This is a genomic window from Mycobacterium sp. NGS48 (assembly GCF_059812585.1).
Genome location: NZ_JCALCY010000001.1, coordinates 111252 through 123797 on the forward strand (window position 1 = coordinate 111252; position 12546 = coordinate 123797).

A 12546-nucleotide genomic window follows, 5' to 3' on the forward strand; every position below is an offset into this window, starting at 1 on the left:
GGTCAGCTCGTCGCGGCCGCCTACACACGGTGTAATGCGATGCACCGTCTTCGGCACGGGTTATCTGGGCGCCACCCACGCCGCCGGGATGGCCGAGCTGGGCCATGACGTCGTCGGGGTCGACATCGATCCCGGCAAAATCGCCAAGCTGGCCGGCGGCGACATCCCGTTTTACGAGCCGGGCCTGCGAAAGCTGTTGAGCGACAACCTCGCTGCGGGCCGGCTGCGGTTCACCACCGACTACGAGATGGCTGCCGAATTCGCCGACGTGCATTTCCTGGGTGTCGGCACGCCGCAGAAACGGGGCGAATACGGCGCGGACCTGCGCCATGTGCATGCCGTCATCGACGCGCTGGTGCCGCGACTGGCCCGCCCATCGGTGATCGTCGGCAAATCCACGGTGCCGGTGGGCACCGCCGCTGAACTGGGTCGACGCGCCCGGTCCATCGCGCCACCCGGAGTCGACGTCGAAGTGGCCTGGAACCCGGAGTTTCTGCGCGAGGGACTGGCGGTGCAGGACACGCTGCAGCCGGACCGCATCGTGCTGGGAATGGAACCTGGCTCGACGTACGCCGAGGCCGCCCTGCGTGAGCTGTATCAACCTCTGCGACAGGCCGGTGTGCCGTTCCTGGTCACCGATCTGCAAACCGCCGAACTGGTCAAAGTGGCCGCCAACGCATTCCTGGCGACCAAGATCTCGTTCATCAACGCGGTCTCCGAAGTCTGCGAAGCCGCCGGCGCCGACGTCACGATGCTGGCGGACGCACTCGGACACGACCCGCGCATCGGCCGTCGATGCCTCAACGCCGGCCTCGGTTTCGGCGGCGGCTGCCTGCCCAAAGACATCCGGGCGTTCATGGCCCGCGCCGGGGAGCTGGGGGCCGACCAGGCGCTGACGTTTCTGCGCGAAGTCGACAACATCAACATGCGCCGACGCACCCGCATGGTTGAACTGACCACCACCGCCTGCGGCGGGTCACTGCTGGGCGCCAATATCGCTGTGCTCGGCGCCGCGTTCAAACCCGAATCCGACGACGTGCGCGACTCGCCGGCGCTCAACGTCGCCGGCCAACTTCAGCTCAACGGCGCCGCGGTCAACGTCTACGACCCCAAAGCGCTGGAGAACGCGCAGCGGCTGTTTCCCACCCTGAACTACGCGGTGTCGATCGCCGAGGCGTGCGAGCGCGCCGACGCCGTGCTGGTGCTCACCGAGTGGCCCGCATTCGTCGACCTCGACCCCGGCGACCTGGCGGATCAGGTGCGCGCCAAAGTCATTGTCGACGGCCGCAACTGTCTCGACGTCGCCCGCTGGCAGCAGGCGGGTTGGCGGGTGTATTGCCTGGGCCGCCGCGTAACCTGACCGGGTGGATTACGCGGCAGCATTTCTCGAGGAGAACCGCGCCTTCGGTGAGGTGATCCGCGGCGGCGATCCGTCGACCCCAGTCCCGACCTGCCCGGACTGGACCATCCAGCAACTGTTCCGGCACGTCGGCCGCGGCGACCGGTGGGCGGCGCAGATCATCACCGACCGAGTCGACCACTTTCTGGATCCCCGGTCCGTCGAGGGCGGCAAGCCGCCACCAGATCCCGACGACGCCATCTCGTGGCTGCACGCCGGCGCGCGGCGACTCGTCGATGCCATTGAGCTGGCTGGTCTGGAAACCCCGGTATGGACCTTTCTCGGACAGCGCCCGGCGTACTGGTGGGTGCGGCGTCGCCTGCACGAGGCGACCGTGCACCGCGCCGACGCCGCGCTCGCGATCGGTGGCGACTACACGCTGAGCGCCGAGCTGGCGGCCGACGGCATCAGCGAATGGCTGGAGCGTGTGGCAGCCCAGGCCGGACGCGACGATGCGCCGATGCCGCTCGCGCAAGGCAACACCGTGCACCTGCACGCCACCGACCCCGGCTTGGGCGCTTCGGGCGAATGGACGATCGGCGTGGGCGACTCCGGGATCACCTGGTCGCACGACCACGGCAAGGGAACGGTGGCGCTGCGGGGCGCTGCCGCCGACCTGCTGTTGGCCGCCACCCGGCGGGTTGCGGCCACCGATACCGACATCGCGGTGTTCGGTGACACCGCGGTCTGGCAGAACTGGCTCGACCACACGCCGTTCTAGGTCAGCTCCGACCCGGTATTTTGCAGTCCATGACCACATCGGAGATCGCCACCGTCCTGGCTTGGTACGACGCCCTCAACGCGTCCGACATCGACACCTTGGTCGCCCTGTCCAGCGACGACATCGAAGTCGGCGACGCACGCGGTGCCGGTCAGGGGCACGACGCGCTGCGCCAATGGGCGAGCGATCGCCCGGGCGGCACCGAACCGGGCAGGATGTATGTGCACGACGGCGTCGTCGTCGTCGAACACAAGGCCGGCCCCGACGATCCGCCCGCTAACGTCGTTGCGGCGGCAGCGTTCCGGGTGGTCCACGATCACATCACCTCGGTATTCGGTCATCGCGACTTGGCGGCCGCACTGGCCGCGACCGATCTCACCGAGGCCGACCTCGTCGACTGAGGAGTACTACATGCGCGGCATCATTCTGGCCGGCGGATCGGGCACCCGGCTCTATCCGATCACGATGGGCTCCAGCAAGCAGTTGCTGCCCGTCTACGACAAACCGATGATCTACTACCCGCTGTCCACGCTGATCATGGCCGGCATTCGCGACATCCAGATCATCACCACGGGCCACGATGCGCCGGCTTTCCAGCGGCTACTCGAGGACGGCGCGGCATTCGGCATCAACATCAGCTACGCGGTACAGGACCGGCCCGACGGCCTGGCCCAGGCGTTCGTCCTCGGTGCAGACCACATCGGGAATGACTCGGTGGCATTGGCCTTGGGAGACAACATCTTCTATGGCCCCGGGTTGGGAACGAACCTCAGCCGCTTCCAAACCGTCGACGGCGGAGCAATTTTCGCCTACTGGGTGGCCAACCCATCGGCATACGGTGTCGTCGAATTCAGCGACGACGGCATTGCGTTGTCGCTGGAGGAGAAGCCGGCCACCCCGAAGTCGCAATACGCGGTTCCGGGTCTGTACTTCTATGACAACGATGTGATCGAGATCGCGCGTGGCCTGCGGCCGTCGGCGCGCGGCGAGTACGAAATCACCGAGGTGAACCAGATTTACCTGAATCAAGGCAGGCTCAACGTCGAAGTGCTCGCACGTGGTACCGCCTGGTTGGACACCGGGACGTTCGATTCCCTGCTGGACGCCAGCGATTACGTGCGCACGGTAGAGCGTCGACAGGGTCTCAAGATCGGTGTTCCCGAGGAAGTGGCCTGGCGCAGCGGCTTCATCGACGACGAGCAACTGGCGCAGCGCGGCCGGTCGCTGGCGAAGTCCGGGTACGGCAATTACCTACTGAGCCTGTTGGAACAACGCTGATATCCCGTACACCCACAAGTCTGCTTACTGACGGTAGCTGGCCAAGAAGTTACCCAGCCGCTCGATCGCATGGGACAGGTCGCGTGCCCACGGCAGCGTCACGATGCGCAGGTGATCGGGTGCGGGCCAATTGAATCCAGTGCCTTGAGTCACCAGAATCTTCTCCGTCAACAATAGATCCAGCACCAACTGCTCGTCGTCGGCGATGTCGTACACCTCGGGATCCAGTCGCGGGAAGGTGTACAGCGCACCCGCGGGTTTGACGCACGACACCCCGGGGATCTCGTTGAGTTGGGTCCACGCCACATCGCGCTGCTCGAGCAGCCGGCCACCCGGAAGCACCAGGTCGTCGATGCTTTGGTAGCCGCCCAACGCGACCTGGATGGCATGCTGCGCAGGGACATTGGGACATAGCCGCATGTTCGCCAGCAGGTGGATGCCTTCGAGGAAACTGCTGGCGTGGTCTTTGGGACCGGTGATGGCCAGCCAGCCGGCCCGATAGCCGGCCACTCGATAGGCTTTCGACAATCCGTTGAACGTCAGGCACAACAGGTCGGGCGCTACTGAAGCCATGCTGATGTGCTCGGCGTCGTCGTAGAGGATCTTGTCGTAGATCTCATCGGCGAGCAGCAACAGCTGATGCTTGCGCGCCAAATCGGCTATCTGGGTGAGGACTTCGCGGCCGTAGACGGCACCGGTCGGGTTGTTCGGATTGATCACGACCAGCGCCTTGGTGCGCTCGGTGATCTTGGACTCCAGGTCGGCGATGTCGGGCTGCCAGCCCTGGGTCTCGTCGCACAGATAGTGCACCGGGGTGCCGCCGGCAAGTGACGTCGACGCCGTCCACAGCGGATAGTCGGGTGCCGGGATCAACACCTGATCGCCGTTGTCCAGCAAGGCCTGCAGCGTCAGCGTGATCAGCTCGGAGACACCGTTTCCCAGGTAGACGTCGTCGACGTCGAACCGGGGGAAGCCTTCGATGACTTCGTAGCGGGTGACCACCGCACGCCGCGCCGGCAGGATTCCCTTGGAGTCCGAATAGCCCTGCGCATTCGGCAACGCCTGGATCATGTCGCGCATGATCACGTCGGGAGCTTCAAACCCGAACGGCGCGGGGTTGCCGATGTTCAGCTTGAGAATCCGGTGCCCCTCGGCTTCCAGCCGTGCGGCGTGGTCATGCACCGGGCCGCGAATCTCGTAGAGGACATCCTGCAGCTTGGACGACTGCGCGAACGTGCGCTGCCGCGGCGGATGCCCGGTGGCATGCCAGGGCAGCTGATGCGTAGTCACGTCAACTATGGTGCCACGGTTGTCCAGTGAAAATTCGCTAAAGCGTCTCAGCGCTTGCCCGGGGGACGCACGCCTTTGGCGATTCCCAGCCCTTTGACCGGCGGCGTTGGCGTTTCGCTGTCGCCGTCTTGGTCCGTGGACGCCGGCTTGGATTCCGGTTCCGGCTTTGCTTCGGGCGCCGACGCCGGCTCGGCACTCGCCGGTTGCGCGGGGGCTTCTGCGGGCGTCGCAGCGGCTTTTTTGGCGCCGGGTCGTTTGGCCCCCGCGGCGATGCCCAGCCCCTTGACCGGCGCGGCCGGCGCCTTGGCTTCCGGTTTGGCTTCGGCCGTGGTCTCTGCTTCCGGCTTTGCTTCCGGGGCGGCCGCGGATTCTGCTGGTGCAGCGGTCTTCTTGGCGCCTGGCCGCTTGGCGCCGGCGGCCATGCCCAACCCCTTCACGGGTGCGGCGGGCGCCGCGGCTTTGGCTTCTTGCGCCGGTTGCGTTGGCGCTGCGGCCTTTTTGGCACCGGGCCGCTTAGCGCCACCGGCAATACCCAGACCGGTAACGGCCTTGGTGGCCTTCTCCTGCGTGGGCGCGGCGGTTTCCGCTTCGGTGGTCTCCTTGCCCGGCGCCGTCGCGGCGGGGGCTGCCGCGGCCTTCGGAGCGGCCTTCGGGGCGGCCTTGGCGGCCTCCTCGGCAGCCGTGCCCTTCGCCGGCAGCGTGACGTTGCTGCGGTCGATGGTCTCCAGCAATATGTTGGCCACGTCGCGCACGTCGACATCGGTACGGCCGGCGGCTTCGGCGCGGTCGTTGACGCCGTCGCTGACCATCACCCGGCAGAACGGACAGGCGGTGGCCACGGTGGTGGCGCCGGTGCCCAGCGCCTCGTCAACCCGCTCGTGGTTGATCCGCTTGCCGATGTGCTCTTCCATCCACATCCGCGCGCCGCCGGCGCCACAGCAGAAGCTGCGCTCGGCGTGCCGCGGCATCTCCGTCAGCGTCGCACCCGAGGCCCCGATCAGGTCGCGCGGCGCCTCGTAGACCTTGTTGTGCCGGCCCAGATAACACGGGTCGTGGTAGGTGATCGACGGTCCGTCGCCGTCCACCGGCTTCACCGAAATCAGCTTCTTGTCGCGCACCAGCCGGTTGAGCAGCTGGGTGTGGTGCAACACCGAGTAGTTGCTGCCCAGTTGCTTGTATTCGCGGCCGATGGTGTTGAAGCAGTGCGGGCAGGTGACCACGATCTTGCGGTCGACGGTCTCCACGCCTTCGAAGACCCCGTCGAGCGTCTCGACGGCCTGGGCGGCCAGCTGTTGGAACAGGAACTCGTTGCCCGAACGGCGCGCCGAGTCGCCGTTGCAGGTTTCCCCGGTGCCCAGCACCATGAATTTCACCCCGGCGATGGCCAGCAGTTCGGCGACGGCTTTGGTGGTCTTCTTGGCCTTGTCGTCGTAGGCGCCGGCGCAGCCGACCCAGAACAGGTATTCGTAGCCGTCGAAGCTGTCGACGTCTTCGCCGTAGACCGGGACGTCGAAGTCGACCTCGCTGATCCAGCTGGTCCGGTCGGCGGCGTTCTGCCCCCACGGGTTGCCCTTGGTTTCCAGGTTTTTGAACAGCACCGAGAGCTCGGAGGGGAACTCCGACTCCATCATCACCTGGTAGCGGCGCATATCGACGATGTGGTCGATGTGCTCGATGTCCACCGGGCACTGCTCGACGCAGGCGCCGCACATCACGCAGGACCACAGCACGTCGGGGTCGATCACGCCGCCCTGCTCTTCGGTGCCGACCAGCGGGCGGTTGACCTGCTCAGGCCCGGAGCCCGGTACCCGGCCGAACCCGGATTCCGGGACGTGGTGGCCTTCGCCGCGGCCGGATTCGATGTAGCCGCCCTCGGCGTCGGCCTGCTTCTCGCCGAGCAGGTAGGGCGCCTTGGCCATCCAGTGATCACGCAAGTCCATGATGACGAGCTTGGGCGACAGCGGCTTGCCGGTGTTCCAGGCCGGGCACTGCGACTGGCAGCGTCCACACTCGGTACAGGTGGCGAAGTCGAGCATGCCCTTCCAGGTGAAGTCCTCGATCTTGCCGCGGCCGAATTCGGCGTCATCGGGCGGGTTTTCGAAGTCGATCGGCTTGCCGCCGGACTCGATCGGCAGTAGCGGTCCCAAACCGTCGGGCAGCCGCTTGAACACGACGTTGATCGGCGCCAGGAAGATGTGCAGGTGCTTGGAGTGCAGCACGATGATCAGGAACGCCAACATGACGCCGATATGCAGCAGCAGCGCAACGGTTTCCAGGATCTCGTTGCCGGTGTGGCCCAGCGGCTTGAGGATCACACCGAACAGGTGTGAAACGAATGCCGCCTTACCGTAGGGCAGCGTGCCGTTGTTGACGGCCGCCCCACGCAGCAACACAAACGTCCAGACGACGTTGAAAATCATGAACAGGATCAGCCAGGCCCCGCCGTTGTGCGAGCCGTAGAACCGGGAGGCGCGCCCGATCTCACGCGGATTGCGCAGGAGACGGATGATCGCAAAGGTGACGATCCCGGCAGTCACCGCAACGATGAAGAAGTCCTGAATGAAGCCGAGCACGTCCCAGCGACCGATAACCGGGATGTGGAATTCTTGGTCGAACAGCAACCCGTAGGCCTCGATGTAGACCGTCAGCAGGATGAAGAAAGCCCACATCGTGAAGAAGTGGGCCAGGCCGGGGATCGACCATTTCAGCAGCCGGCGCTGCCCGAAGACCTCGGAGAGCTCGATCCAAATCCGTTCGCCGATATTGTCGGTGCGTCCGCTGGCCGGTTGGCCGGTCAGGGTGAGTTTGGCCAGCCAGCCGACCCGTCGGGCGGCGAACAGCACCACGAGCGCCGTCATGCCCAGGCCGACTACCAGTCTGATCAGCATCTGTGTGTCCACTGAGCGTCTCTCCCATTCTGGCGCTACTGATCGGTAACTTAACTAATGTTACTAGCCGGTAACTTAGCTGCCGGTGCCTGCTCGGCCAGCTCATAGTGACATCTTTGCGGTGACGACCGCGACCAAGGCTGCCCTAACTCATGCCCGTAGCGAGCGAGTGGCCCGTCAGTGGCCGTAGGTGGGCGTGACCGGCACCAGCGTCGGGATCTGGGCAGTCGTGGGCGGACGCGTCGTGACCGGCGGGTAGGTGAAGGTGGTGGTCGGTTGCGTGGTCGTCGGCATGGTCGTCGTCGGTCGGGTAGTGGCAGTCGTCGGTTGCGTCGTCGTGGTGGTCACGGGCGGCTGGGTGGTCGTCGGCGGTGGTGGTGGCGGTGGGGCCGGATTCACCGGCTCGGTCGGTTCGGGGGCGGGCGGCTCGGTCGCCGGCGGCGGTGGCTCCGAGGTCAGTGGTCCGACGCTGGGCAATTGGCTCGGCGTGGGAACAGTGGTCGTGCTTTTAATGGGGCTCTGGTTGGCGGCACTCAGTTTCAACACCACGACACCGGCTCCGAGCAGGGCCACCAGCGCGGCGGTCGCGGCCACGCTGAACAGCACTCCTGATCGCTTGTACCAGTGCGACCGCTCGGGCGCGGCGGGTGGTGGGGCGGGCTCCGGCGGCGGGGCAGCAGGCGGGGTCTGCCCGTATTCGCCGCTGTGGTCCTCACCGGTATAGGGCAGCGGCTCGCTACCCGTGGAGGCCTCCTGGGACCAGGCCAAGGCACGGTAAGTCGCCGAGCGGGCGCCGTCCTCGACCGATTGCCCCGCGGCCGCGGCGCTGACCCCGGCGGCCCATCCAGCGGGGACCATTTCGGTCGGGTCGCTCGGCTCAACCTCGTCGAAACCGCGCGGTTCTACCGGGGCGACGGTGGGTCCCACCGCAGTCGGTGGTGCCGCGGAAGCCACACCGCTCGTCGACGATTGCTGTTCGGCGAGGACGGCTGCGCCGATCGCAGCGCTCAGCGTGGGTTGTGGTGTGGTCACCACCGGGACCTGCAGCCGCTCCTCCAAATGATGAGTGACCAACGGGATGCACGCCCCGCCGCCGACCGTCGCGATCGCTGCCAGTTGGGTCCTTTGAATCGCCTTGTGCCGCAACATATTCTGGACGCAGTTGACGAACCGCTCGAGCGGTCCGGAGATCAGGTCCTCCAGTTCCGCGCGAGTGAACCGCACCTCGTAGCCCAGGCCGGGCATCTCGGCCGGCACCACAGCGACCGTCGCGGCGGACAGTTGCTCTTTGACGCGCCGGCATTCGTCGAGTCGGCGCACCGGCGACCCGACCGGCCCGGTGCCCGCCGCGTCGGTGCTGCCGGCACCGCGGGCCTGCAGTCGGTTCAGGATCGCGCGATCGACTTGGTCACCGGAGAATTCGGTGTAGCGAACGGTTTCACCGATGTGCCGAAAGTTCGCCGCCGCGTCGGTGAGCGTGAGGCTGGTGCCGCTCGCACCGAAGTCGCACAGCGCGACGACGCCGTCCGTCGGGAATCCCGGTTTCGCGTACAGCGCGGCCAGCGCCGTGGTGGCGTCGGAAATCAAGGCAGGCAATGCACCGTTGGGTGTCAGCGCGGGCTTGGCGCGCAATGCCTCGCGCAGCGCAGCGACCGCGTTTTGGCCCCAGTGCCCGGGAACCGCGACCGCCGTTGGCGCGCCGCCGCCAGCGGCACGGGCCACCGCGTCGAGGGCTTCGGCCGCCAACACATCACTGCGGTGAATCGATCCGTCGGGCCCGATGAACGGCGCCGGGTCGTCGACGCGCTCGATGAATCCGCTCAAGATCAGGCCCGGTTCGTTCAGCTTCGGGTTGTCCTCCGGGACCCCCACCTCGGGTGGCCGGTGGTCGAACACCGTCAACACCGATCGGCGGGTCACCGGCGCGCTCCCCACCCGCGCCGCCACCAGGTTTGCCACCCCGACCGACAGCCCGAGCGGATCGCTCATATCGCACACCTCTGTATCCCACATCTGGCCGACGGCCAAGACCCCCTGGCTCACAGCGCCGGCACTGCCCCACGATCCCTATAGTCAGTCCCCCGTTAGGGCGCGCTCTAATCCAGCAGTTATCACAGCGGGCTGCGCACCCCTCACGGGCCGAGCCGCGGTCGAGACAAGGTGGGAAACAGCTTGGGGGTTGCTGTGAATACCGGGGTCGTTGGTAACAGGCGAACAGGAGGTTCCGTGGGGCAAACTCATTGCTGGACTTCGTGTTTGTTCCGGTGCGCAATCCCGATGCCGCCATCCGCGCCGGAGCAGTGCTGCTGACGACCGCAATGCCAACGGCTCAGGGGATAGAGGGCACGTGAATGTTGGGCAGGTCCTGCCACCAGTGATGACGGGGCTGTTGCTCAGTCGGCGGCGGGTAAGGCTGCGGCGGCAGGGGTTCCTCGGTTGTCTCGGACGGGACCGTCGTGGTGGTAGTGGTGGTGGTCCTGACCGTGGTCTTCGTGGTAGTGGTGGTGGTCGTCGTCGTGGTAGATGACGGTGTAGTGGTGGCGGGCGTGCCGCCACCACCGCTGGCCAGGATGACCAGGCCGTAGATGATCACCGCGATCAGGATCGCGACCAGCACGCCCCAGCCGGCCAGCACTCAGGGCTTGAGAAACCAGGGCGACGGTCCGTCGGTGCGGCTGAACAGGTCGTCACCATTGCCGCCCGAGCGCGAGTCGTCGGCGTTGCCAGGTGGTTCGCTGACCCCCACGGCGAGCGATGTTATCGCTTCAGAGGCCCGGCGGCAGCGTGACTGCAGTCGGTATCGGCGGCAAGGTGATCACTGACGGCGCGTTGAACGCTCCCGGCGGGGGCGCGCTGGCGGTAGTGGTGGTCGTCGTCGTGGTCGTCTCAGTGGTGGTCGTTGTCGTGGTGGTCGTTGTCTCGGTGGTGGTCGTCGTCGTTGTGGTGGTGCTGGTCGGGGCAGTCGTGGTGGTGGGAACGGCGGTGCTGGGCGGCACGACCGGCGCGGCGGTGGTCGTCGTGGGTGCCGGTGTGGTGGTGGTCGTTGTGGTGGTCGACGACGTCGTCGTCGTGGAGGTACCGCCTCCGCTCACCATTTGCACGATGCCCCAGACGATCAGCGCGATGAGAATTGCGACCGCCACACCCCAGGCGACCAGCGCTGCGGGTTTGCGATACCACGGGGTGGGTTCAGGTTCTGGCGGGGCGCCGCCGCCGTCGTCGTCGTATTCCGGACCCGCCTGGTACTCGTTGTAGTTGGCGGCATACTGGGTCGGCTCGCCGCTTTGGCCGTAATTGGGCGCGTACTGAGTCGGCTCGTCGCCGCCATTGCCGGGGGGTTCGTAGCCTGTCACGGTGGCTGATGGTAGCTCTGGCCATCGCCGCGACACCGGTGCCACGCGGACGGCAGGCCGACCGGCCGTCGGCGCCTTAGCTCAGATGCCCGGCGGCAGGGTAATCACCGTGTGCGGCAGGGTGATCGTCGACGGCAGATGCGGCAACGGCGGCAACTTGGGCAGATGCGGAGGTTGGTGCGGCGCGGCCGGTGCGGGCTGCCGTGGGACGGGCGCGTTCTGCGCCGGCGGTGGTGGCGGCGGTTCATTCGAGCTGGACGGCGAGGGGCTCGTCGTGGTCGTCGTTGACGACGGGCTGGTGGTGGTCGTCGACGTCGACGACGTCGTCGGGGTGGGCGCGCCACCGCCACCGGTGGAGAGTTCGACGAGCCCGTAGATGATCAGCGCGACCAGGATCGCCACCACCGTGGCCCAAGCGGCCAGCAGCGAGCGCTTGCGATACCACGGCGTTGGTGCGGCGTCGGGCTCGGCGAGCTGAGCAGATTCGATCGGACCGGTCGGTTGTTGTGCGTTCGGGTCGTAGTCGGCCCGCTGAGTGGGCTGGTTGCTTGGATTATCCGGGGGACCGTAGCGGGCCACGGGTCGATCCTACGACTGTCACAACTGGGGCAGCACCTCGTCGGCGAATAGCTGCAGGTGCTCCAGATCCGACATGTCCAGCAGTTGCATATACACCCGCTGTACACCGATCTCGGTGAATGGCCCCAGCCGGTCGACGATCTCGTCGGGGCTGCCCGCCAGGGGAGAGTTGTCCCGCAGCTCGTCGAGATCACGCCCGATGGCGGCGGCGCGCCGGCGGATCTCTGCGTCGTCACGCCCGGCGCACAGCACAAAGGCCGCGGAATAGGTCATCGAGTCCACCGACCGGCCCACCGCCTGCACTGCGGCGCCGACTCGATCCAACTGGGCGCGGATGGTGTCTAACGGCGCGAACGGCACGTTGAACTCGTCGGCGAAAGTTGCCGCCAGCCGCGGTGTCCGCTTGGCGCCCATCCCGCCGATGATGATGGGGGGTTGCGGTTGCTGCACCGGCTTGGGCAGCGCGGGGGAGTCGTTGATCGCGTAGTGAGCTCCGGCGTAGTCGAACGTTTCACCCTCCGGGGTGGTCCACAGCCCGCTGATGATCTCCAGTTGCTCGGTCAGCCGGGCGAACCGCTCGGCCAGCGGTGGGAACGGGATCGCGTAGGCCTGATGCTCCCGCTCGAACCAGCCGGCGCCGATGCCGAATTCGACACGCCCGCCGCTCATCTCGTCGACTTGCGCGACCGACACCGCCAACGGCCCCGGATGCCGGAACGTCGCCGAGGTGACCAGCGTGCCGAGCCGGATCGACGACGTCTCCCGGGCGATACCGCCCAGCGTCACCCAGGAATCCGTCGGGCCGGGCAATCCGACACCGCTCATCGCCACGTAGTGGTCGGAGCGGAAAAACCCAGAGAAGCCCAACGATTCGGCGGCCTGCGCCACGGCGAGTTGGTCGGCGTAACTGGCGCCTTGTTGCGGTTCGACGAAAACCCGGAAGTCCACGCCCGACAGACTACGGGCGCTGCCGCGAACAAGACGTGATCGAGGTTTTAGCGGCGGATGGTGTATGAGCCGCCGGCGTCTCAAAACATC

11 protein-coding genes are annotated in these 12546 nt (G+C 66.7%); 5 read left to right on the forward strand and 6 right to left on the reverse strand.

Annotated features, from left to right (window positions below; all coding sequences use genetic code 11):
* Positions 1 to 34: 34 nt before the first annotated feature.
* Genes AC5Y42_RS00495 through rfbA form a run of 4 tightly spaced genes read left to right on the forward strand, consistent with a single transcriptional unit; the run spans position 35 to position 3398 of the window.
* Positions 35 to 1360, forward strand: a complete 1326-nt coding sequence (locus AC5Y42_RS00495) for a UDP-glucose dehydrogenase family protein (RefSeq protein WP_499894922.1) — start codon at positions 35 to 37, stop codon at positions 1358 to 1360.
* 4 nt (positions 1361 to 1364) lie between these two features.
* On the forward strand, positions 1365 to 2120 hold the full coding sequence (locus AC5Y42_RS00500) for a maleylpyruvate isomerase family mycothiol-dependent enzyme (protein ID WP_499894924.1): 756 nt from the start codon (positions 1365 to 1367) through the stop codon (positions 2118 to 2120).
* A gap of 29 nt (positions 2121 to 2149) precedes the next feature.
* The gene (locus AC5Y42_RS00505; protein WP_499894926.1) at positions 2150 to 2521 is read left to right on the forward strand and encodes a nuclear transport factor 2 family protein; all 372 of its coding nucleotides are present in this window, start codon (positions 2150 to 2152) and stop codon (positions 2519 to 2521) included.
* Between the two features lie 10 nt (positions 2522 to 2531).
* Positions 2532 to 3398 (forward strand): glucose-1-phosphate thymidylyltransferase RfbA, encoded by an 867-nt coding sequence (rfbA, locus tag AC5Y42_RS00510; protein ID WP_499894927.1) that lies wholly within the window; start codon positions 2532 to 2534, stop codon positions 3396 to 3398.
* Between the two features lie 24 nt (positions 3399 to 3422).
* On the opposite strand, the gene AC5Y42_RS00515 is transcribed toward rfbA, so the two are convergent.
* The 4 genes from AC5Y42_RS00515 to AC5Y42_RS00530 all read right to left on the reverse strand — a co-directional run bounded on the left by AC5Y42_RS00515 (position 3423) and on the right by AC5Y42_RS00530 (position 10211).
* Positions 3423 to 4715, reverse strand: a complete 1293-nt coding sequence (locus AC5Y42_RS00515; RefSeq protein WP_499895800.1) for a pyridoxal phosphate-dependent aminotransferase — start codon at positions 4713 to 4715, stop codon at positions 3423 to 3425.
* A 20-nt stretch (positions 4716 to 4735) separates the two neighbouring features.
* Complete coding sequence (locus tag AC5Y42_RS00520; RefSeq protein ID WP_499894928.1) at positions 4736 to 7588, reverse strand: (Fe-S)-binding protein; 2853 nt, start codon at positions 7586 to 7588, stop codon at positions 4736 to 4738.
* Between the two features lie 165 nt (positions 7589 to 7753).
* On the reverse strand, positions 7754 to 9565 hold the full coding sequence (locus AC5Y42_RS00525; protein ID WP_499894930.1) for an Hsp70 family protein: 1812 nt from the start codon (positions 9563 to 9565) through the stop codon (positions 7754 to 7756).
* A 340-nt stretch (positions 9566 to 9905) separates the two neighbouring features.
* The gene (locus AC5Y42_RS00530) at positions 9906 to 10211 is read right to left on the reverse strand and encodes a hypothetical protein (RefSeq protein ID WP_499894932.1); all 306 of its coding nucleotides are present in this window, start codon (positions 10209 to 10211) and stop codon (positions 9906 to 9908) included.
* Between the two features lie 149 nt (positions 10212 to 10360).
* On the opposite strand from AC5Y42_RS00530, the gene AC5Y42_RS00535 reads away from it, so the two are divergent.
* Complete coding sequence (locus tag AC5Y42_RS00535; protein WP_499894934.1) at positions 10361 to 10831, forward strand: hypothetical protein; 471 nt, start codon at positions 10361 to 10363, stop codon at positions 10829 to 10831.
* A 179-nt stretch (positions 10832 to 11010) separates the two neighbouring features.
* Here AC5Y42_RS00535 and AC5Y42_RS00540 read toward each other — a convergent pair whose 3' ends face one another.
* Positions 11011 to 11508 carry a hypothetical protein gene (locus AC5Y42_RS00540; protein ID WP_499894937.1) on the reverse strand — a complete coding sequence of 166 codons (498 nt, stop codon included), beginning with the start codon at positions 11506 to 11508 and terminating at the stop codon, positions 11011 to 11013.
* A gap of 18 nt (positions 11509 to 11526) precedes the next feature.
* Complete coding sequence (locus AC5Y42_RS00545) at positions 11527 to 12456, reverse strand: LLM class F420-dependent oxidoreductase (protein WP_499894939.1); 930 nt, start codon at positions 12454 to 12456, stop codon at positions 11527 to 11529.
* Positions 12457 to 12546: the final 90 nt, after the last annotated feature.

What these genes read in the sequence shown, in the direction of transcription:
- AC5Y42_RS00495 (WP_499894922.1), top strand. Translation starts at nt 35, where the DNA reads ATGCGATGCACCGTCTTCGGCACGGGTTATCTGGGCGCCACCCACGCC.
- AC5Y42_RS00505 (WP_499894926.1), top strand. Translation starts at nt 2,150, where the DNA reads ATGACCACATCGGAGATCGCCACCGTCCTGGCTTGGTACGACGCCCTC.
- rfbA (WP_499894927.1), top strand. Translation starts at nt 2,532, where the DNA reads ATGCGCGGCATCATTCTGGCCGGCGGATCGGGCACCCGGCTCTATCCG.
- AC5Y42_RS00525 (WP_499894930.1), bottom strand. Translation starts at nt 9,565, where the DNA reads ATGAGCGATCCGCTCGGGCTGTCGGTCGGGGTGGCAAACCTGGTGGCG.